The sequence below is a fragment of the Pelagibacterium sediminicola genome, assembly GCF_003390885.1.
GTDB lineage: Bacteria > Pseudomonadota > Alphaproteobacteria > Rhizobiales > Devosiaceae > Pelagibacterium > Pelagibacterium sediminicola.
In genome coordinates, this window is record NZ_QMEL01000001.1 from 329,533 (window position 1) to 350,683 (window position 21,151).

At 63.1% G+C, this 21,151-nt stretch carries 21 protein-coding genes; 12 read left to right on the top strand and 9 right to left on the bottom strand.

From position 1 onward, the window contains the following. Window positions 1–50 precede the first annotated feature (50 nt). Window positions 51–575, top strand: a complete 525-nt coding sequence (secB, locus tag DQG18_RS01555) for a protein-export chaperone SecB (protein ID WP_116652461.1) — start codon at window positions 51–53, stop codon at window positions 573–575. Window positions 576–809: 234 nt separating this feature from the next. Here secB and dnaQ read toward each other — a convergent pair whose 3' ends face one another. Genes dnaQ through DQG18_RS01575 form a run of 4 tightly spaced genes read right to left on the bottom strand, consistent with a single transcriptional unit; the run spans window position 810 to window position 3,557 of the window. After that, the gene (gene dnaQ, locus DQG18_RS01560; RefSeq protein ID WP_116652781.1) at window positions 810–1,502 is read right to left on the bottom strand and encodes a DNA polymerase III subunit epsilon; all 693 of its coding nucleotides are present in this window, start codon (window positions 1,500–1,502) and stop codon (window positions 810–812) included. Between the two features lie 12 nt (window positions 1,503–1,514). Next, on the bottom strand, window positions 1,515–2,105 hold the full coding sequence (gene coaE, locus DQG18_RS01565) for a dephospho-CoA kinase (RefSeq protein WP_116652462.1): 591 nt from the start codon (window positions 2,103–2,105) through the stop codon (window positions 1,515–1,517). A gap of 1 nt (window position 2,106) precedes the next feature. Further along, entirely contained in the window at window positions 2,107–2,937 is an 831-nt protein-coding gene (locus DQG18_RS01570) for a shikimate dehydrogenase (RefSeq protein WP_116652463.1), read from the bottom strand. Then, window positions 2,934–3,557 carry a Maf family protein gene (locus DQG18_RS01575; protein ID WP_116652464.1) on the bottom strand — a complete coding sequence of 208 codons (624 nt, stop codon included), beginning with the start codon at window positions 3,555–3,557 and terminating at the stop codon, window positions 2,934–2,936. Before DQG18_RS01575 ends, DQG18_RS01570 begins: the two co-directional genes overlap by 4 nt. Before the next feature lie 473 nt (window positions 3,558–4,030). On the opposite strand from DQG18_RS01575, the gene hemE reads away from it, so the two are divergent. From hemE to DQG18_RS01615, 8 genes are all read left to right on the top strand, one after another. Beyond that, on the top strand, window positions 4,031–5,068 hold the full coding sequence (gene hemE / locus DQG18_RS01580) for a uroporphyrinogen decarboxylase (RefSeq protein ID WP_116652465.1): 1,038 nt from the start codon (window positions 4,031–4,033) through the stop codon (window positions 5,066–5,068). Then, window positions 5,065–5,499, top strand: coding sequence for a protoporphyrinogen oxidase HemJ (gene hemJ / locus DQG18_RS01585; protein WP_116652466.1), 435 nt, complete (start codon window positions 5,065–5,067; stop codon window positions 5,497–5,499). Before hemE ends, hemJ begins: the two co-directional genes overlap by 4 nt. A 174-nt stretch (window positions 5,500–5,673) precedes the next feature. Continuing rightward, window positions 5,674–6,939, top strand: coding sequence for a transcription termination factor Rho (gene rho / locus DQG18_RS01590; protein ID WP_116652782.1), 1,266 nt, complete (start codon window positions 5,674–5,676; stop codon window positions 6,937–6,939). Between the two features lie 45 nt (window positions 6,940–6,984). Continuing rightward, complete coding sequence (mnmE, locus tag DQG18_RS01595) at window positions 6,985–8,304, top strand: tRNA uridine-5-carboxymethylaminomethyl(34) synthesis GTPase MnmE (protein WP_116652467.1); 1,320 nt, start codon at window positions 6,985–6,987, stop codon at window positions 8,302–8,304. Window positions 8,305–8,408: 104 nt separating this feature from the next. Further along, the gene (gene mnmG, locus DQG18_RS01600) at window positions 8,409–10,277 is read left to right on the top strand and encodes a tRNA uridine-5-carboxymethylaminomethyl(34) synthesis enzyme MnmG (protein ID WP_116652468.1); all 1,869 of its coding nucleotides are present in this window, start codon (window positions 8,409–8,411) and stop codon (window positions 10,275–10,277) included. After that, window positions 10,274–10,942, top strand: a complete 669-nt coding sequence (rsmG, locus tag DQG18_RS01605) for a 16S rRNA (guanine(527)-N(7))-methyltransferase RsmG (RefSeq protein ID WP_116652469.1) — start codon at window positions 10,274–10,276, stop codon at window positions 10,940–10,942. The genes mnmG and rsmG overlap by 4 nt, the downstream gene beginning before the upstream one ends. A gap of 36 nt (window positions 10,943–10,978) precedes the next feature. Beyond that, on the top strand, window positions 10,979–11,779 hold the full coding sequence (locus tag DQG18_RS01610) for a ParA family protein (RefSeq protein ID WP_116652470.1): 801 nt from the start codon (window positions 10,979–10,981) through the stop codon (window positions 11,777–11,779). Between the two features lie 11 nt (window positions 11,780–11,790). After that, window positions 11,791–12,663, top strand: a complete 873-nt coding sequence (locus DQG18_RS01615) for a ParB/RepB/Spo0J family partition protein (protein WP_116652783.1) — start codon at window positions 11,791–11,793, stop codon at window positions 12,661–12,663. A 198-nt stretch (window positions 12,664–12,861) separates the two neighbouring features. On the opposite strand, the gene holA is transcribed toward DQG18_RS01615, so the two are convergent. From holA to leuS, 3 genes are read right to left on the bottom strand one after another with little or no spacing between them, the layout of a single operon-like run. Further along, on the bottom strand, window positions 12,862–13,884 hold the full coding sequence (gene holA / locus DQG18_RS01620) for a DNA polymerase III subunit delta (protein ID WP_116652471.1): 1,023 nt from the start codon (window positions 13,882–13,884) through the stop codon (window positions 12,862–12,864). Beyond that, complete coding sequence (locus tag DQG18_RS01625) at window positions 13,881–14,378, bottom strand: hypothetical protein (RefSeq protein ID WP_116652472.1); 498 nt, start codon at window positions 14,376–14,378, stop codon at window positions 13,881–13,883. Before DQG18_RS01625 ends, holA begins: the two co-directional genes overlap by 4 nt. Continuing rightward, window positions 14,365–17,001 (bottom strand): leucine--tRNA ligase, encoded by a 2,637-nt coding sequence (leuS, locus tag DQG18_RS01630; RefSeq protein ID WP_116652473.1) that lies wholly within the window; start codon window positions 16,999–17,001, stop codon window positions 14,365–14,367. The genes DQG18_RS01625 and leuS overlap by 14 nt, the downstream gene beginning before the upstream one ends. A gap of 89 nt (window positions 17,002–17,090) precedes the next feature. Between leuS and DQG18_RS01635 the strand changes: the two genes are divergently transcribed. From DQG18_RS01635 to DQG18_RS01645, 3 genes are all read left to right on the top strand, one after another. Then, on the top strand, window positions 17,091–17,765 hold the full coding sequence (locus DQG18_RS01635; RefSeq protein WP_116652474.1) for a YggS family pyridoxal phosphate-dependent enzyme: 675 nt from the start codon (window positions 17,091–17,093) through the stop codon (window positions 17,763–17,765). 108 nt (window positions 17,766–17,873) lie between these two features. Then, window positions 17,874–18,557, top strand: coding sequence for a response regulator transcription factor (locus DQG18_RS01640; protein ID WP_116652475.1), 684 nt, complete (start codon window positions 17,874–17,876; stop codon window positions 18,555–18,557). A gap of 278 nt (window positions 18,558–18,835) precedes the next feature. After that, complete coding sequence (locus DQG18_RS01645) at window positions 18,836–19,279, top strand: cyclic nucleotide-binding domain-containing protein (protein ID WP_116652476.1); 444 nt, start codon at window positions 18,836–18,838, stop codon at window positions 19,277–19,279. 139 nt (window positions 19,280–19,418) lie between these two features. On the opposite strand, the gene DQG18_RS01650 is transcribed toward DQG18_RS01645, so the two are convergent. Continuing rightward, complete coding sequence (locus tag DQG18_RS01650; protein ID WP_116652477.1) at window positions 19,419–20,219, bottom strand: exodeoxyribonuclease III; 801 nt, start codon at window positions 20,217–20,219, stop codon at window positions 19,419–19,421. A gap of 74 nt (window positions 20,220–20,293) precedes the next feature. After that, complete coding sequence (locus tag DQG18_RS01655; protein WP_116652478.1) at window positions 20,294–20,923, bottom strand: LolA family protein; 630 nt, start codon at window positions 20,921–20,923, stop codon at window positions 20,294–20,296. Window positions 20,924–21,151: the final 228 nt, after the last annotated feature.

The following is a 21,151-nucleotide window of genomic DNA, read 5'->3' on the forward strand; positions in this document are numbered from 1 at the left end:
CGCCCCCGCAGGACGGGCCCGGCACATTCTTGAGCATAAGAAGGACCAAAATGGCTGAGGACAAACCGAACCCGGAAAACGCCGCGGCAACCGATCCGGCGAACGCGCCCCAGTTCGGCATTGCCGGGCAGTATATCAAGGATCTGAGCTTTGAAAGCCCGAACGCGCCCGCCTCGCTTCTGCCCGGCGCCAAGGCACCGACCTCCAACGTCAACATCAACGTTCAGGTCAAAAAGCAGTCCGACGAATCCTACGCCGTCGAGATCGGCCTCAACGTCAAGACCGAGCGCGAGGGCGCCGTGGTCTATGCGGTCGAGCTGGTTTATGGCGGGGTGTTCCGCGTCAAGAACGTGCCCGAAAACCAGTTGACCCCGCTGCTGATGGTCGAAGGCCCGCGGCTGCTCTTCCCCTTTGCGCGCCAGGTCCTCGCCTCGACCATCCAGTCAGGCGGGTTCGCGCCCCTGATGCTCGAGCCGGTCGATTTCCTTGCGCTCTTCCGGCGCAACCTTGCGGCGGCCGCCGAGCGCCAGAAGCAGGCGGGCGGCGATGGCGAGGCGCCCGCAACGGTCAATTAGGGCCGGACTTGAGCTGTAAACGATAAAAACCCCGGCGGCTCACCCCCGCCGGGGTTTTTTCTTCGGTTTTTAATGAAATCGGACCCGGTTTGCATCGCTCTGGTCCCCGGGAATAAATCCCGGGATGACATTGGAGATGGGGGCTGGGATCGTGCCGGCCACACCGATGTCATTCCGGCATTTATTGCCGGCAATCCAGCACGGTCCCACCACGACGCCGGCCATGCCGTTCCGTCAGCCCTCTTCGTATTGCGCCCAGATGGCCTTTTCACCCATCGCCGCGACAAAGGCGAGGTGGGCGGCGTGTTCGGCCTCGGTGATGCGCGGGGAGAGGGGCGCTGGCCTCTGGCGCGCCGGGGCGCGGTGGCCGCTCACCTTCTGGCTCAGTTGCGCCTCCGCCGAAAGCGCCAGCGCCACCTGACGCCCCCCGATCAGTTCGAGGTAGACTTCGGCGAGGATTTCCGAATCGAGCAGCGCGCCGTGCAGCGTGCGGCGCGAATTGTCGATGCCGTAATGCTTGCAGAGCGCATCGAGACTGACGCGCGCGCCCGGATGGACTTTTCGGGCCAGCATCACCGTGTCGATCACCGGATTGGTGAGTTTGGGACGGCCCGCCGCCGCGAGTTCGGCGTTGAGAAAGCCCATATCGAAAGGCGCGTTGTGGATGATGAGGGTGGAGTCTTCGAGAAAATCGACAAAGGCCGCCGCCACATCGGCGAAAACCGGCTTGTCGCGCAAAAAATCCTCGGAGAGCCCGTGCACCTTGAAGGCTTCCTCGGGCATGTCGCGCTCGGGGTTGATGTAGACGTGGTGGTTCCTGCCGGTCGGCACGTGATTGACCAGCTCGACGCAGCCGATTTCCACCAGCTTGTCACCCCCCTGGGGGGAGAGCCCCGTCGTTTCGGTATCGAGCACGATCTCGCGCAGCATTTTTCGCCCCTATCGCCTTTGGGTCCGCAACAGTTCGATCACGGCCCGCGTCCGTGCGATCGTATCGTCCATCGTCCCCGACGTGTCGATGACGTGATCGGCACGGGCTTTCTTGTCGGCCTGATCGAGCTGGCGGGAAAGGAGAAAATCGAGCTTTTCCCCGCTCATCCCGGGCCGGGCCAGCGCCCGTTGGCGCTGGATGGCCGGATCGCAGGCCGTGACGATCACCCGGTCGAGCCCGTAGCGGGCCCCGGTTTCGTACAAAAGCGGGATCTCGATCACGGCGATGTCCGCCCCTTGCGCCTCGGCGGCATCGAGAAAATCGATCGCCTTTTCGCGCACCAGCGGGTGGATGATGGATTCCAGTTCGCCCAGGCTTTCGGGCCGGTCGGCAAGCGCCCGCCCCAGTTTCTTGCGGTCGACCTCGCCGCTCGTCACCGTGCCGGGAAACGCCGCCGCGATCAGGGGAACCGCTTCGCCGGCATAAAGTGCGTGGACGGCGGCATCGGCCGAATAGGTGGGGATGCCAAGTCTTGCGATTTCCGCCAAGACCGTCGATTTGCCGGTCGCCATCGACCCGGTGAGCCCTACCCGCAGCATCTCATTGCCCCATCGCCCCGAGCACGATTGCGCGCAAGCCGGGCGTCACCTCGGGAGTTGTGCCGAACCAGGCGGCAAAGCCGGGGACGGCCTGATAAAGCAGCATGCCCAGACCATCGACTGTCCGCAAGCCCCGCGCCTTTGCATCGGCCAGAAGCGGGGTGACGAGCGGGGTATAGACGATGTCGTTGACCACCGCGTGGCCGGGCAGCGCCCCAAGGTCGAGCCCCTCGAAGCGCGTACCGCCCATTCCCACCGCGCTGGTGTTGACCACCAGCCCCGCCGCCGGGGCGAAGCGGGCAAACTCATCGAGCGGGGCCGGGGTGATATTGCCCCCGAACTCGGCCGCAAGGCTTTCGGCCCGCGCCAGATTGCGGTTGAGCAGCACGATATCGGGAATTTTTCGCGCCTCGAGCGCGGCCAGTATGGCGCGCGAGGCGCCCCCTGCGCCAAGGACGATCGCCCGTTCAAGGTTTTCGTCCCATCCGGGGCCGGTCGCATCGAGGTTTGAAAGAAACCCCAGATAATCGGAATTGGAGCCCAGAATCCGGCCATTGCTGACGGTGAGCGTATTGACCGCGCCGATCTTTTCGGCCAGCGGGTCGACCGCGTCGCAGAGCGAGACCAGCGCTTCCTTGTGCGGGATGGTGGCGTTGCCGCCAACGAACGCACCCTTGCGCAAGGCATCGATGAAAGCCCAGAGACCCTCGGGGGCGACATCGATGGGCTCGTAACTGCCATCGATACCGTGCCGCGTAAGCCAGGTGCCATGGATGAGAGGCGACCGGGAATGGGCGATCGGGTGGCCGATGACGAAGGCTTTGATGGTCATTTTCCGGTTCCGGGGTCAAAGGATTTCGGCCCAAGCAATTCTGGACCGTGACGGCGCAGGCCGTCGAGCAGGGCAAGAAGCGGCAGGCCGAGCACGGTAAAGTAGTCACCCTTTACCGCAGAAAAGAGCCGCACCGAAGGCCCTTCGAGCCGGTAGCCGCCGACCGAGCCTAGAATAGCCTCCCCCTCGAGATCGAGAACATGCTCAAGCTCGGCGGCGGAAAAATCGCACATGGTCATTTCCGCGCTGTCGCGCGCCGCCCAGACGATATCACCACCCCTTGCGAGCGCCGCGGCGGCGTGCAGGTGATGGGTGCGCCCGGCCAGCTCCTGCAACTGGCGGCGGGCCGTTTCACGTGAATCGGGCTTGTGGAGGTCGAGCCCCTCGCAATCGAGCGTCTGGTCGGCGCCGATCACCAGAGCCTGCGGGCGCGTCCGGCTCACGGCCAGCGCCTTTTCGCGCGCCAGAGCCAGGGCGATATCGGCCTTGCCGGCGCCGTCCACCGCAAGATGGCTTTCAATCGCCCGTTCATCGACCGGGGCGGTCTGGACGGAAAAGGCGATACCCACAGCATCGAGCAGGGTTTTACGCGTCGGGCTTTTGGAGGCAAGGATCAGCATGGCTGGGCAATCCGGATGGTTCGGAGTCCGCTTTTTCCACACCGTTGTCCAAAGGGAAAGCGGTTCGGGCCGGGCCGGGCGGCGTGGATAAGATTATGCCCGCTGGGCGGGAATTGGTTAACAGGTGGTTAAGCTGTGGACGGTTTGAAGGGATGTGGAAAAGAACGGGGATATTTGTCCCGGAAGCAGGGGGCGGTTATGGTTAACGTTCGGTTAACTATGCACAGGGCTAGAGGTTAACAAAGCCTTAACGGGCGGCGCTATCCGGGATTTTTCCTTTTTTGCGGCGCTGGTTTTCCACGCAGGTCGAGAAGGGCATCATGCCGCAGCGCCGGGCTGGCCCGTCCGGTTGTGGGGCCGGCACAATTGGTGCAAAACACAGCCAAGAAGAATAAGCAGACTCTTTTGAGAGTCTTATTTAAGGGCCCAGCCTTTCTTTGTTCCGGCGCCAAGCGCGCCCCACGAGGATTTCAATGACCGCACCAGCACCGACGGGAAAGCCGTTGCTCGATACGGCGCGCGGCTTGCGCCAGCCAAAACCACCCATCTGGATCATGCGCCAGGCGGGACGCTACCTGCCCGAATACAGGGAAGTCCGCGAAAAGGCCGGCGGGTTCCTCAATCTCTGCTATGCACCTGAACTGGCAAGCGAGGTCACTCTCCAGCCCTTGCGGCGGTTCGATCTCGATGCCGCGATCATCTTTTCGGATATTCTCGTCATCCCCGACGCCCTTGGCCAGAACGTGCGCTTTGAAAAGGGTGAAGGCCCGGTTCTCGATCCCATCACCCCGCAGACGCTGGGACGGCTCGACCCCGATGCGGTCCTTGGCCATCTCGCCCCGGTCTTTGAAACGCTTGAACGAACGAAAACCGCACTGGCGCCGGAAAAGACCCTTATCGGGTTCTGCGGCGCGCCATGGACCGTTGCCACCTATATGATCGGGGGACGGGGTTCGCCCGATCAGGCCGCCGCCCGGCTTTTCGCGCTCAACCACCCGGAGGCCTTTGCGCGGCTCATCGATCTTCTCGTCGAGGTTTCCGCCACCTATCTTATCGCCCAGCTTTCAGCCGGTGCCGATATGGTGCAGATCTTCGAGAGCTGGGCACTCAATCTCGATGAAAACGCCTTTGAATCTTATGTGATTGCGCCCAACAAGGCGTTGGTGGAGAAGGTGCGCGCCGCGGTTCCCGATGCGGTGATCACCGGGTTTCCGCGCGGCGCGGCAGGGATGATCGGCCGGTTTGCACGGGAAACCGGGGTCAATGTCATCGGGCTCGATTATGCGACGCCGCTTGCCTTCGCCAACGAGAACCTCGACTCCAAAATCCCCGTCCAGGGCAATCTCGACCCCTTGCGGCTGGTGGCCGGCGGGGCGCAGATGGAAAGCCGGGCGCGGGAAATCGTTGACGGCTTTGCCCATCGCCCCCATATTTTCAACCTCGGGCACGGCATCGTGCCCCAGACCCCGATCGAAAACGTCTCCCGCCTCATCGATATCGTCAAAGCATGAACTGGTACGCCATAACGCTCGCCGCTCACGTCATCTCGGTCATCGCCTGGATGGCCGGGTCGCTCTATCTGCCGCGGCTTTTCGTCTATCACGCCGACGCGGCCAAGGGATCGGAGACCTCTGAAACCTTCAAGGTGATGGAGCGACGGCTGTTGAGGGCCATCATGACCCCGGCGATGATCGCAAGCTGGCTTTTCGGGCTGACGCTCGCCTTTCATTTCAAGGTGGTCGATTTTTCAGCCGGCTGGATGTGGCTCAAGGCGGTCTTCGTCATTCTGCTTTCAGGCTATCACGGGCTGCTGGCCCGGCACCTCAAAGCGTTCGCCCAGGACCGGAACACCAAGTCGGCCCGCTATTTCCGGGCGATCAACGAAATTCCGACCGTTTTGATGATCGTCATCGTGGTTGCGGTGATCGTCAAGCCGTTCTGAGCGGGGCGCGCGGGGGAAATTCCCCGCGCCATCCAGAGCGGTTCTGCTTGCAATCGCGCCAGCGAATGGTTATTGAATCGCTCAACTCACACATTCGTTGTGACCTTTCAGGCGGCGATCGTACCCGCCCCCTTCCTTTCTCTTGTCCTTCCCCAATCCCCCAAAAGGCTGATCATGGAATTCATGAAGCTCAGGGACCTCAAGGCCAAACCAGCGGCCGAACTGCAGTCCTATGCCGAAGAGCTCGAAATCGAGAACGCGAACACCCTGCGCAAGCAGGAGCTGATGTTTGCGATATTGAAGCAGATGGCCTCGCGCGACGTCGAGATCATCGGGGAGGGGGTCGTTGAGGTCCTGCCGGACGGGTTCGGTTTCCTGCGCTCGCCCGATGCGAACTATCTGCCCGGTCCTGACGATATCTATGTCAGCCCCTCCCAGATCCGCCGTTTCGGCCTGCGTACCGGGGATACCGTCGAGGGTCAGATCCGTTCGCCCAAGGAAGGCGAACGCTATTTTGCGCTGCTCAAAGTCAACACCATCAATTTTGAGGAACCCGAAAAGGTCCGTCACAAGATCAATTTCGACAACCTCACCCCGCTCTATCCCGACGAGCGGCTGCGCATGGAAATCGACGATCCCACGCTCAAGGACCGTTCGGCCCGCGTCATCGATCTGGTCGCCCCGCTCGGCAAGGGACAGCGTGCCCTCATTGTTGCGCCGCCCCGTACCGGTAAAACGGTACTGTTGCAAAATATTGCACAATCTATCGCCAGCAATCATCCCGAGTGCTATCTGATCGTGCTTTTGATCGACGAGCGGCCCGAGGAAGTCACCGACATGCAGCGCTCGGTCAAGGGCGAGGTCATCTCCTCGACCTTTGACGAACCGGCCTCACGCCACGTGCAGGTCGCCGAAATGGTCATCGAAAAGGCCAAGCGCCTGGTCGAACACAAGCGGGACGTGGTGATCCTGCTCGATTCCATCACCCGGCTGGGCCGCGCCTACAACACGGTCGTCCCGTCCTCGGGCAAGGTGCTGACCGGTGGTGTCGATGCCAATGCGCTCCAGCGCCCCAAGCGCTTTTTCGGCGCGGCGCGCAATATCGAGGACGGTGGATCGCTCACCATCATCTCGACGGCCCTCATCGATACGGGCAGCCGCATGGACGAGGTGATCTTCGAGGAGTTCAAGGGCACCGGCAACTCGGAAATTGTGCTCGACCGCAAGGTTTCCGACAAGCGCGTCTTCCCGGCCATCGACGTCACCAAGTCCGGCACCCGCAAGGAAGAGCTGCTGGTCGAACCCGATGTGCTGCGCAAGATGTACGTACTGCGCCGCATCCTCAATCCCATGGGGACGGTCGATGCCATGGAATTCCTGCTCGACAAGCTCCGCCAGACCAAGACCAACGGCGAATTTTTCGATTCGATGAACACCTGATCGCCGTCCAGGCGCGGTCGGCGGTCGTTTATCCGGTCCTCAGCGATGCCCCAGGCCAATAGAACGATTGTTGCGCTTTCCTCGGGCAGCTTGCCCTCGGGCGTGGCGGTCATCCGGCTGTCGGGGCCTCGGAGCCTCGATGCGGTCAGGGCGCTGTGCGGAAAACTGCCCGCGCCGCGCCATATGGCGCTGTTACCGCTCAGGGATCCAGGTTCGGGGCTGCTGCTCGACAAGGGGATCGTTGCGGTCTTTCCCGCGCCCCGTTCCTTTACCGGGGAAGATTGCGCCGAACTCCAGGTCCATGGCTCGCCCGCCGGGGTCAAGGCCATCCTCGATGCGCTCAGCTCGATACCGGGAATCGGGCTGGCCGGGGCTGGAGATTTCACCCGGCGCGCCTTTGAAAACGGCAAGCTCGATCTCACCGCCATCGAGGGGCTCGGCGATCTTCTGGCCGCCGAGACCGAACACCAGCGCCGTCAGGCCCTGGCCCGGCTGGAGGGCGGGCTCGCCGGGCAGATTCTCGTCTGGCGTGACGGCCTTTTGGCCGCGCGGGTCGAGATTGAGGCCCACCTCGATTTTTCCGACGAAGACGACGTCCCCTTTACCCTTCCCGATCACTTCGCGCCAGGGCTTTTGGCCCTCAAGGCCCAACTCGCCGAGGCTTTGGCGGGGTTTACGCGCGGCCGCATCGTGCGTGAGGGGTTCCGGATCGTCCTTGCCGGCCCGCCCAACGCGGGAAAATCGAGCCTTTTGAACGCGCTTGCCGGCTCGGACCTTGCCATTGTCACTGCCGAAGCGGGCACCACCCGCGACACCCGCGACGTCCTGATCGATCTGGGTGGCAGGCTGGTCGTGTTGACCGACACGGCGGGTTTGCGCGACACCGACAGTCTTGCGGAGGCCGAGGGTATAAAGCGCGCCCGGCAGGCCATGGAGAACGCCGATCTCGTCCTCTGGCTCACGGCCCCCGACACGGCCCCGCCCGGTGGCACGCCCGTCCTGTCGGAAACCCCGCTCTGGACCATCGGCACGAAATCCGATCTGGACATCACGACGGCCACAGCCGATCTTTCCTTGTCGGTCAGGACCGGAGAGGGCATGCCGGACTTGCTAAAACGGCTCGAACGCCATATTGACAGCCATCTGGGGACCGGCGAAGCGAGCCTTGTCAGCCATTTAAGGGATCGTGACGCGATTGCTGCTGCCGTGCTTGCCATCGAAAGCGCCATTACCCATATCGAGCAACCCGAACTGTGTGCCGAGGATCTGCGGGCCGCATCCGATAGTCTGGCCGGTCTGGTCGGGCTGATCGACAGCGAAATGGTGCTCGACAGGCTGTTCGCCGGTTTCTGCATCGGGAAATGATTCACGTGAAACGCCCTGGCGCCGATGCTGCAAGAAGGATTCACGTGAAACAGGGCAGAAGATGAACACAACGCGATTCACGTGAAACAACAAGCTTGGGTGCCATGAGCGATTACGCGGTGATCATTGTCGGGGGCGGGCACGCCGGGGCCGAGGCCGCGGCGGCTTCGGCGCGGCTGGGTGTGCCGACTGCGCTCGTTACCCATCGGTTTGCAACCATCGGCGAAATGAGCTGCAACCCGGCCATCGGCGGGCTGGGCAAGGGGCATCTGGTGCGTGAGATCGATGCGCTTGACGGGCTGATGGCGCGCGTCGCCGACCGGGGCGGCATCCAGTTCCGGGTGCTCAATCGCCGCAAGGGTCCTGCCGTACGCGGCCCCCGCGCCCAGCAGGACCGCAAGCTTTACCGCGAAGCGATGCAGGCCGAACTCGTGGCAACGCCCAATCTCGACATTATCGAGGGGGAGGTGGACGATCTGATCGTCACGGATGGCGCGGCGCGGGGCGTCGTGTTGCTCGATGGCCGGAGGATCGGTGCGCGGGCCGTGGTCCTCACGACCGGAACGTTTCTGCGCGGGCTGATCCATCAGGGCGAAGAAAGCTTTCCCGCCGGCCGGGCCGGTGAAAAGCCGGTATTGGGGCTTTCCGTGCGCCTTGAGGCGCTCGGCCTGAGGCTCGGGCGCCTCAAGACCGGCACCCCGGCCCGGCTCGATGCGAACTCCATCGATTTTTCCGTCCTTCAAAAGCAGGAGGGGGACAATCCGCCCGAGCCGTTTTCGGCGTTGACCGAGGCGATCACGACGCCGCAGATCACCTGCTTTGAAACCCGGACCACGCCCGAAGCGCACCGCATCATCACCGAGAACCTCTCCCGTTCGGCGCTTTATGGCGGGCGCATCCATTCGAAGGGCCCGCGCTATTGTCCCTCAATCGAGGACAAGGTGGTACGCTTTGCCGACAAGGACAGCCATCTGGTCTTTCTCGAACCCGAAGGGCTGGACGATACGACGGTCTACCCCAACGGGGTCTCGAGTTCGCTGCCCGAAGAGGTACAGCTTGCGTTCCTCCAGACCATGCCGGGGCTCGAAAACGTGGTTATAAAGCGGCCCGGTTATGCCATCGAATACGATCACGTCGATCCTCGCGAACTTTCCCCCTCGTTAATGTTGCGCGCGCTGCCGGGGCTCTATCTGGCCGGCCAGATCAACGGCACGACCGGTTATGAGGAAGCCGCCGCGCAGGGACTGCTGGCCGGGGCCAATGCGGCGCTCGCAACGCTCGGCCGCGCGCCGCTGATCCTCTCGCGCACCAACGCCTATCTGGGGGTGATGATCGACGACCTTATTTCGCGAGGCGTCACCGAACCCTATCGCATGTTCACTTCCCGCGCCGAGTACCGGCTCCATTTGCGGGTGGACAATGCCGACCAGCGGCTGACGCAGCTTGGCGTCGATATCGGTCTTGTCGGCGAAGCCCGACGGGCCCATTTTGCCGCCCGCATGGAAAAGCTCGATCGGGGCCGCACCTTCCTGCAGTCGCTGGCCGTGACGCCCACCGAGGCGCGACGGGCCGGGGTGAGCGTCAACGCCGATGGCGTGCGCCGCACCGCCTTCCAGTTGATGAGCTATCCAACCACCGACCGCGCCCAGATCGAGGCGATCTGGCCGGATGTTTCAGCAATGGAAACAAAGACTTACGAGCAACTGGCGATTGATGCGCAGTACGCCGTCTATCTCGAGCGGCAGCGGGCGGATGTCGCGGCGGTGCAGCGCGACGAGGCGCGGGAGATCCCCGAATGGCTCGATTACGCCACTCTGCCCGGACTTTCCAACGAGATGAAGCAAAAGCTGATCGATGCACGGCCGCAGACCATCGCCCAGGCCCAGCGGGTCGAGGGCGTCACCCCTGCGGCGGTGACGCTGATCTTGGCGGTGATCCGCCGGGGGACCATGGACAACAGGAAGGCGGGATGACCGGTTCTTCTGCCCGCCGCACGACGCTTGAACCCTACGAGCCGTTTTTCGGTCGTTTGCCTGAGGCCGTGCTTGCCGATCTGGAAGCGTTTGGTGAAAGCGTCGAGAAATGGCAGGGGATGCAGAATCTGGTTTCACGTGAAACAGTCTCTGTTCTCTGGGAACGCCATATTCTTGATTCGCTGCAACTTCTTCCACTGATGGATGCGCATTTGCGCGCCCATGCGCCGGCCAATCTGCTTGATATCGGCTCGGGAGGCGGATTTCCGGCCCTGCCGCTGGCAATTGCGCTCAAGGATCGGCCCGTTCACCTTCATTTGATCGAATCGCGGGCCCGTAAATGCGCGTTCTTGCGGGCCGTTATCCGGGATTTCGACCTTCCGGCCACTGTCCACACCGTGCGGATCGAAGAGGCCGAAAAGCCCAAAATCGGCCCGGTTCATGCGGTTACCGCCCGCGCGCTGGCCGGTCTGCCAGTGTTGTTTGGCTATATTGCGCCGTTCTGGCAGGAGGGAACCCGGGGGTTTCTCCATAAGGGACGGGAATATGGTGAAGAACTGCGGCAAGCGGATTCAGTCTGGCGCAGCGATGTGGTAAAGCATCCCGGTAAGGTCGATCCTCAGGGCGTCATTCTCGAAATTTCTGCCCTTGAACGGATCACGTGATCGGAAATGAGCCCTTTTTGGGGGTTCGGAGGCCACATGCAACCGCGTATTCTTACTCTTGCCAATCAAAAGGGCGGCGTCGGCAAGACGACGACGGCGATCAATCTGGCAACCGCCCTCGCTGCGATCGGCGAACGGGTGCTGATCGTCGACCTCGATCCGCAGGGTAATGCGTCCACAGGGTTGGGTCTTTCGCGCGCCCAGCGTGAGCGCTCTTCCTACGACCTCTTGCTGGGAGAAGCCGGCGTTGCCGAGGCAGCGGTCGCGACAAACGTGCCCAATGTGGCCGTCGTGCCCTCGACCATGGATCTTCTGGGGGTGGAGCTGACCATCGCCAATGAACGCGACCGGGCCTTCCGCTTGCGCGAAGCGCTGCGCTCGGCCGGTGAAGTGCTGATCGAGGGGCGGCCGGTCACCTATGTGCTCATCGATTGTCCACCCTCGCTCAATCTCTTGACCATCAATGCCCTGACGGCCGCCCATGCGGTGCTGGTGCCGCTGCAATGCGAGTTCTTTGCGCTGGAGGGGTTAAGTCAACTGCTTCAAACCATTGAACAAATCCGCTCGACTCTCAATCCGGGCCTGTCGATCCAGGGCGTGGTGATGACCATGTATGACAAGCGCAACAACCTCTCGGAGCAGGTGTTGAGCGATGTCCGCGAGCATATGGGCGGGCTGGTTTATGATACGGTCATTCCGCGCAACGTAAGGCTGAGTGAGGCGCCCAGTTATGGCAAGCCGGCGCTTCTTTACGATCTCAAATGCGCGGGCAGCCAGGCCTATCTGCGGCTGGCCACCGAAGTCATCAAGCGCGAGCGGCAGTTGCGGGCCGCATGATGGAGAATCCCATGAACGATAAACCCTCCCGTCTCGGTCGCGGCCTTGCTGCGCTTATCGGCGATATGGGGCCGGTCGATGCGCCCCGGCTGGGGGAGGCCGGCGTGCGGCGCCTGCCCGTCGAATTCATCATCGCCAGCCGCGCCAATCCGCGCAAGGATTTCGATCCCGAGCTTCTGGAAGACCTCACCAATTCGATCCGCGAAAAGGGCGTGATGCAGCCGCTTCTGGTGCGCCCAAGCGATACGGGTCCCGATGTTTTCGAGATCATTGCCGGCGAGCGCCGTTGGCGGGCCGCCCAACGGGCGGGGTTGCACGAGGTTCCCGTCATCGTCCGCGAGGTCGATGACAAGGAAGCGCTCGAGCTTGCCATTATCGAGAACGTGCAGCGCGCCGACCTCAATCCGCTCGAAGAGGCGCAAGGCTATGGCCAGCTCATCGAGCAGTTCGCCTATACCCAGAACGATCTGGCCCAGGTCATCGGCAAATCGCGCTCTCACGTCGCCAATACGCTGCGGCTGTTGAAACTGCCGGGGGAGGTGCAGTCCATGCTCGAACGCGGCGAGCTGACCGCCGGGCACGCAAGAACGCTCATCACCTCCGACGACCCGCTTGGTCTGGCGCAGCGCATTGTTTCTGCTGGACTTTCCGTGCGCGAGGCCGAGGCGTTACACCAGAAGGACAGCGACGCCAGAAAGGCTGTGGCTTCGGCTCCGCGCGGCGCGGCGCCCAAGGACGCCGATACGCTGGCGCTCGAAAAGCAGCTTTCCGACGCGCTGGGGCTTTCGGTGAGCCTCGACCACAAGGACAAGGGCGGCAAGCTCGAGATCCGCTACAAGACGCTCGACCAGCTCGATCACGTTTGTTCGCGGCTGATCGGGTAGGGATTTTTCTTCATTTGATGGAATCGTCGAGGTTCCGCGTTTGCGGCGGGTCCAGTGCGGTCCAACCCCAACCGCCCGGCAGGCCGTTTCCATCAAAACCTGAAACGACCACATGGGAGCGGAGAAGAGAGGAACCGAGTGTTTCACATGAAACGCTACCTCGCCTCTTCCGCTATCTCCCTGTAACTTAATGAAAAATCATCGGCGGGCGGCGGCCATGCAGATGGCGAGCATCGCCTGGCGGGCGATGGCCGGGGCGAGGGCCGTGGTCTTGCGGCTTTGCGCGACGGCTTCGGCAAGGCGCGCGCAGGCGGCCGCAAGGCCGGTATCGGTCCACAGGCGCAATTGCTGCTCCATTGCGGGCTTGCGCGAGAAATGGATGCGGGGCGTGGCGCGAGAGAGGACCTGATTGGCGCTGGCGCCGGCATCGATGTCGGCGCGCATGGTACGCAGGCGGGAAAAATGGTTGAGCGCGACAGCCAGCAGGCGCTGGGTGTCGGTGCCGGCGGCGCTGGCACGGGTCATCGCCTCGTCGAACCGTCCGGCGTGCCCGGTGCCGATGGCGTCGACCACCGCATCGATGGCCAGCGCCGCGTTGTCGCCGCAAAGCGCGGTCACGTCCTCGCGCGTGAGGTTGCCGCCCTCGCCCGCGAAAAGCACGAGCTTATCAAGTTCTCGCCGTGTTATCTGCCGATCATTGCCCAGCATGTCGCGCAGCATGGGGACAACGTCCGGTTCTGTCCGGATGTTGTGTTCGGTAAAAGTCTGGCGGATGAGGAGGTCGACCGCCTGTCCGTTGTCGGCGTAACAGGGCAGCGCGCGGGCGTCCTTGCGCGCTTCGGCGAGTTTTCGCAGTGCATCGCCGGGCTTGAGATCGCCGCTCTCGACGACAATGAGCACCGGAAAGCCCTCATCGAGCAATTCAGCAAGGGTCGGGGCCAGCTTGTTGCTGGCGTTGCGGATGCGGATCAGCTTGTCGCCGCCGAAAAGGGACGGCGTACGCGCCTCGATGCCCAGCCGCTGGGCGTCGGCGTCGATCTCGCTCATCTGGAGGTTGATCAGCGCCTCGGGGTCGGGCGTTTCGCCCATATGGCGTTTGACGATCAGCCCCCCATTTTCGCTCACCAGTCCGCCATCGGGGCCGTAGACCAGAACGAACCCGTGCGTGAGGTCGGGCGCGGCCAGGAATTTTGCGATATCGCGCCCCTTGAGCGCGGTCATTGCAGCGCGGGGTCGGTCAGAAGCGCGGCAATCACCGATTGGGTGGCGGCGCGCACCGCGTCCTCGTCGGCCTTCTGGCGGGCGATATCGTCGGCCAGCACCTGGCCGGTACTGCGATAGTGGGCGGTCGCGGTCCGGCGGCCGGAAGCGAGGATTTCGCCAGATTTTTCAACCTGATAGGTGATGGTTGCGACCACCTGCCGGTCGGTTACCGGCTCGGGGCGGTCCGAAAGGCCGATATCGGAAGCCGAAGATGAAACCCGGGCCGTAACGATCGGGGCATCGGGCGCGCCCGACCTGCCCAGCCGCGCGGCGAGCGTCTGGTAAAAGACCTGTTCGAGCCGCGTATCGGGGCTGGCATAGGCAAGCGGCAGGGGATCGCTCGTCATCGCGCCGCGGTCCCCGTGCACCGGCGCGATGGTACAGCCGGCCAGCACGAGCGTTGCGGCGGCAAGGGCGAGAAGCGCGCCCCTGCGCGCACTAGACCACGACATTGACGATCCTGTTGGGCACGACGATCACCTTTCTGGGCGCCTTGCCCTCAAGGATGCGCGCAACCGCTTCGAGAGACAAGGCTTTCGTTTCGATGGTGTCCTGGGACGCGTCCTTGGCGATCTCGATCTCCCCGCGCCGCTTGCCATTGACCTGAACGGCAAGAACCACCGTGTCGTCAACGAGATAGGCAGGGTTCACATCGGGCCAGGGCGTGTCGGCGACCAGCGTTTCATGCCCCAGCGCCTGCCAGCAGCTTTCGGCCAGATGCGGCATCATGGGGGCGATGAGCTGGACGAGGCGTTCGCTGGCCTGCCGCAGCGCGTCGAGCTCGGTTGCCGCCGGTGAGTCGCCGATCTCACTCACAAAGCGCGAAATGGCGTTGGCCAGTTCGTAAATATGGGCCACGGCGCGGTTGAAGCGCAGCGCGGCGATATCCTCGCCGACCTGGGCGGTGGCGCGGTGGGCGGCCTTGAGCATGCCAGTCGATGCCGTGCCGTTGCCTTCCGATCCGGATGGGGTTGCGGCAAGCTTTAGATTGGCGTCGTTGACGAGCTTATAGATGCGCTGCACGAACCGCCAGGCCCCCTCGATCCCCGCCTCGGTCCACTGCACGTCGCGCTCGGGCGGCGAATCGGACAGCACGAACCAGCGCGCCGTGTCTGCGCCGTAGGTGGCGATCATGTCGTCGGGATCGACCACGTTCTTTTTGGATTTCGACATCTTTTCGACCGAGCCGATCGAAAGGGGCGCGCCGGTGTCGGCGTGTTTGGCAATCCGGTTTCCATCGGCGCTCTCGATCACCACTTCGGCGGGCGGCACCCATTGGCCTTGTGCGTCCTTATAGGTCTCGTGGGTCACCATGCCTTGCGTGAACAGGCCCTTGAAGGGTTCGGTCGCCTGCATATGCCCGGTCTTTTGCATGGCGCGGGAGAAAAAGCGCGAATAGAGCAGGTGCAGGATGGCGTGCTCGATCCCCCCGATATACTGGTCGACCGGCAGCCATTTGTCGGCCATGGCGGGGATGGTCGGCTCGTCGGCGCGCGGGGCGGTGAAGCGCGCGAAATACCACGAGGAATCCACGAACGTGTCCATGGTGTCGGTTTCGCGCCGCGCCGGTGCGCCGCATTTGGGGCAGGGGACGTGCTTGAACGTTTCGTGGCGGTCGAGCGGGTTGCCAGGGGTGTCGAACTCGACGTCTTCGGGCAGCCGCACGGGCAGATCCTTTTTGGGCACGGGCACGGTGCCGCACACCTCGCAATGGATCACCGGGATCGGGCAGCCCCAATAACGCTGACGCGAAATGCCCCAGTCGCGCAGGCGGTAATTGATCTGGCGGGTGGCCTGTTTGCGGTTGCCGACCTCGCGCGTTTCAAGCGTTGCCGCGATCTTTTCCTTGGCCGCCTCGATATCGAGCCCGTCGAGAAAGTCCGAGTTGAACGCGGTACCGGGCCCCGTATAAGCCTCTGTCGAAACAGAGAAATTTTTAGGGTCTTCCCCCTCGGGCAGCACCACCGGGATCACCGGCAGGCCATAGGCATTGGCAAAATCGAGGTCGCGCTGGTCGTGGGCCGGGCAGCCGAAAATGGCGCCGGTGCCGTACTCCATCAAAACGAAATTGGCGACATAGACGGGAAGCGTCCGGCCCTCGATCATCGGATGGGCGACTTCGAGCGGGGTCCTGTAGCCCTTTTTCTCGGCGGTCTCGATGGTCTCAAGGGCCGTGCCCATGCGGTGGCACTCGGCGATGAAACCGGCGAGCGCCGGATCGGTCGCCGCAAGCCCCGTTGCCAGCGGATGGTCGGGCGAAAGCGCGATAAAGGAGGCGCCGAACAGCGTATCGGGACGGGTGGTGAACACCTCGATCGCTCCCCCGCTCGTCACCTCGAACAGGATGCGCAGCCCCTCGGAGCGCCCGATCCAGTTGCGCTGCATCAGCCGCACCTTTTCGGGCCAGTCCTCGAGCGTATCGAGCCCGGCCAGAAGGTCCTCGGCGAAATCGGAGATCTTGAAGAACCACTGGGTCAGCTCGCGCTGCTCGACCGGCGCCCCCGAGCGCCAGCCGCGCCCGTCGATCACCTGCTCATTGGCGAGCACGGTCCGGTCGACCGGGTCCCAGTTGACCTTGGAGGTTTTTCGCGTGACGAGGCCGGCCTCGAGGAAATCGAGGAACAGCATTTGCTGGCGGTGGTAATAGTCCTCGTCGCAGGTGGCGAACTCGCGCGACCAGTCGAGCGAAAAGCCCATGGATTGCAACTGCGTGCGCATGGCGGCGATATTGGCGTAGGTCCATTCGCGCGGGTGGACCTTGTTGGCCATCGCCGCGTTTTCCGCCGGCATGCCGAAGGCGTCCCAGCCCATGGGGTGGAGCACGTTTTTGCCCTTGGCGCGCTGGAAGCGCGCCACCACGTCGCCCATCGTATAATTGCGCACATGGCCCATATGGATGCGCCCCGAGGGGTAGGGGAACATCTCGAGCACGTAATAGGGTTCGCGCGGGTCGTCATTGTGCGAAACGAAGCTTTCGCGCTCGCTCCACACGTTTTGCCAGAACGGTTCGCTCTCGCGCGGGTTGTAGCGCTCGGACGGGCGGGATCCCGCCTCCTGATCTTGGGCGTTTGCCATGGATTATAGCCGGGCCTTGACTTGAGGATTTATCGGGGCTTTGGGTAGGCGACCATCACCAGAAAAGCCCAGCGAGGTCAACCGTCCAGATGTCCCAGACCGCCCCGGAAACCGCCCTTGAGCGCCTCGAAGCGATAAGGGAGCGCATGGCGCGCGCCGCTGGCCGGATCGCGGGCGGGGGCAAGGCCGAACTCGTCGCGGTCTCCAAGACCTTTTCGCCCGAGGCGATCGAGGAGGTGATCGTAGCGGGCCAGCGCCGGTTCGGGGAGAACCGGGTGCAGGAGGCGCAGGGCAAATGGCCCGCGCTGAGGCAAAAATACCCCGATCTCGTCCTCCATCTCATCGGCCCGCTCCAGACCAACAAGGCGCGCGAGGCGGTGGCGCTGTTCGATGTCATCGAAAGCCTCGACCGGGAACGGCTCGCCCGGGTGCTGGCCGCCGAAATGGAAAAGCAGGACCGGCGCCTGCCGTGTTTTGTCCAGGTCAATATCGGGGCCGAGCCGCAAAAGGCCGGGGTCGCGATCGACCAAACCCCCGATTTCGTCGCGCTGTGCCAGAACACCTATGGGCTCGATGTCGTGGGACTGATGTGCATTCCCCCGATCGACCAGCCCCCGGGACCCTATTTCGCACAACTGGCGGGGCTTGCGGAACGCTCCGGGCTCCAAAAGCTTTCCATGGGCATGAGCGCCGATTTCGAGACCGCCATCCTCATGGGTGCGACCCAGGTGCGGGTGGGCTCGGCGCTGTTTGGCGCGCGATAACAAGGATTTGATCGCATCCCCCCGCCGGGCCGCCACAATTGTACTTAGAAGGAAGATACGGCGGCATAAATCCCTGTCGGCACAAACTAGATTTCGTATGAGGGCCCCATGAACAAACGCCGCCTGCTGATTGTCGATGATGATACCGAACTGCGCGGCGTGCTGCGCGACCAGCTCATGGCCGAAGGCGCGTTTGAGGTGATCGAGGCGGGCAGCATCGCCGAGGCGCAGGAACGGGTCGCCGCCGGCCCGCTCGATCTGATGGTGCTCGATGTGGGCCTGCCCGACATGGATGGGCGCGAGGGCCTGAAGATCATGCGCAACGAAGGGTTTCGCGCCCCCGTCATCATGCTCACCGGGCACGACAGCGAGGCCGACGAGGTGATCGGGCTCCAAAGCGGGGCCAATGACTATGTCACCAAGCCGTTCCGCCTGCCCATCCTTCTGGCCCGAATCCGCGCCGCGTTGCGCCAGCACGACCAGAGCGAGGACGTGGTCTTTTCCATCGGCCCCTATGTCTTCCAGCCCGCCGCAAAAACCCTCGAGAGCCAGGATGGTGCCAAGATCCGGCTGACCGACAAGGAAACCTCGATCCTCAAATTCCTCTACCGGCAGGGGCCCAGGACCATTTCGCGCGATATCCTTTTGTCCGAGGTGTGGGGCTACAACAACCGCGTCACCACCCACACGCTCGAAACCCACATCTACCGCCTGCGCCAGAAGATCGAACGCGATCCCTCCAACGCGCGGCTTCTGGTCACCGAGGAGGGCGGTTATCGGCTGGTGCCGTAAAGCCCGAAGCAAAGGGGTGTCATCGCGCACCCCTCACCCCCAGCCCCTCTCCCTCAAGGGGAGAGGGGGGCTCAAAAGTCGAGACATTCTCAGGGTTTACCCTTCTCCCCTTGCGGGAGAAGGTGGGCTTTCGCAAAGCGAAAGGTCGGATGAGGGGTGCTGCGATGCTTGCGAAAGAGTGCTGATGCGCTTTTATCGCCGGAAACCTCCAAGCCTTTGCCCCCAACACAAATTATGCCAAATATAGCCCTCGCTCAATCGCCTGCGGGGGCAGCATAATGGCATTTGACGAGTCCGGTGCGTTCAGGGCGCTCGAGCTCTTTGCCGATTTCAACGACGAGCAGATGCGGCTCTTGTCCTTTGCGTCCGAGGCGGTTTCGCTTCGGATGGGGGAAGAGCTGTTTTCCGCCGGCGCGCCCGCCAATGGCGCTTATGTGCTGGTCGAGGGCCAGCTCGAGGTTTCAGGCGAAGGCGCGGCGGAGGGGTTCGTCATCGAACCGCCGGCGGTGGTGGGCGAAATGGGGCTGATGCTGGCCCGGCCGCGCGCGCAAACCGTGGTGGCGCGGCGCGCGTCGGAATTGCTGCTGGTGCCGCGCGAGCCGTTCCTCAAGATTCTGCGCTCGGACGCCGCGCTTGCTGAATCGGTCGCCAACACGTTGCGCGGGCAACTGGCCGATTATCTCGACCGCGTCACAAAGCTGGCCCCGCGCTTTTCGGGCTGATTTGTCACCGCGCAGGCCATCCGTGCGACAATTTCCGGCTGGCAAGCGGCGGGCATGAAGCCGAAAAAGACTGCGCGCGAAAAAAATAACTGAACGAATTGAACGCCATTCGTATAATTCGTCCAGTAATGAACCGAAATCAGGCAAATTCGACGATGACCGGCACGTGGTCGGAGGGTTTTTCCGACCAGCCGCGTGCGGATCTCAGGATATGGGCGGCGCGGGCGTGGGCGGCGATGTCGCGGGTCGCCCAGATGTGATCGAGCCGGCGGCCGCGGTCCGAGGCGTTCCAGTCGCGGGCGCGGTAGCTCCACCAGGAATAGACCTTTTCCTCTATGGGGATGTGCTGGCGCACCAGATCCACCCAGTTGCGCCGCGCCAGCAGCCGGTCGAGCGCCTCGGTCTCGACGGGCGTGTGGGAGACGACCTTCAGGAGCTGGGCGTGGCTCCAGACGTCGTTGGCGTGCGGGGCGACGTTGAAATCGCCGCAGATGAGCTGGCCGGAATCAAAGATTAGATCGTCGAACCAGTCCTGCATTTCGGCAAGGAACGAGAGCTTGTGGCGGAATTTGGGGTTGATTTCGGGGTCGGGCTCATCCCCGCCGGCCGGGATATAGAAATTGTGCACCGTCATCGGGCCGTGCCCCAGATCGAGCCGGGCCGAGACGTGGCGGCTTTCGGGAATGTCGCAAAAGCCGCGCACGCCGATCTCGTCGAGGGGGTGCCTCGAGACGATCGCCACCCCGTGATAGCCTTTCTGGCCGTGCACCGCCTGATGGGGATAGCCCGCCTCCGCCAGCGCCTTTGCGGGGAACTGGTCGTTGGTGCACTTGATCTCCTGCAGGCACAGGACATCGGGTGCGTGGTTTTCGAGGAAATCGAGGACGAGGGGCAGACGGAGCCGGACGGAATTGATGTTCCAGGTGGCAAGAGAGGGCATGGGGAACTCAAAAGGACTGGAAGAACAACGGCTCCCCTTATCCCCGAGCGGTCCCCGCGCGTAAACCCCCCTGGCTATTGCGGGGCGTCGACCGAGCGGTAGGTGGGGTCGATATAGAAATAATTGTCGGGGATTTCGACGTTCTTTTCGGTCTCCTGGATCGAAAAGGTGGTTTCGATCCCCGAGGGCTCGATCAGGCTCCACTGCACGAGGTCGAGCGTTTCCCGGTCAAAGATCAGCGAGACCTGAACGGTGCCGATCGGGCTGTCGTCGGTGATCATCACCGCCACGTGGGTTTCGCTCGTCACCACGTCCGAAAGGTTGGAATTGATGAGCGAAACTTCGTCGCCCAGAAACTGGCGCAGGGGCACGTGGTCCTGGGCGTAGGCGTATTGGGTGCGCTCCTGCCGGTCGATGACGTAAAAGCCGCGGCCTTGCGAGATGATCTCCTCGCGGGAGGGCGGAGCGTAGCGGAAGCGCACGAAATTGGGGCGCTTCAAAAAGAACGTGCCCTCGACCTGCCCGCCCTGGCTGTCGATCTGGACGAACCGCCCGGCCATCGAGCGGATGGCGGTGTTGTGGTCGGAAATTTCCTGGAGGAGAAATTCTTCTTCCACGGTCAGCGCGCGGGTCTGCGCCGCCGCGGGCAGGGCGGGCGCGAGCGCTGCAACGAGCGCGACAAGAAAAGCTGCGAGCCGAATCATCAAGGCGTCTCCAAAACGGTCCAAAGGCACTCTGCCCCTTAACGGCACCCGATAAAACCCGATTGCGGCAAGAGTTTAGCCTTTAGATCGTTTCAGGTTTTGACGGAAACGATCGGCTTGTCTCTGCCGCTATCCCGGGCTCGACCCGGGATCCACAGCGAACCATCCAACACGGCGGAGTTTGCAGCATGGGCCCGGGCTTTGGCCGGGGCAGCAAAGGGAGCTTGA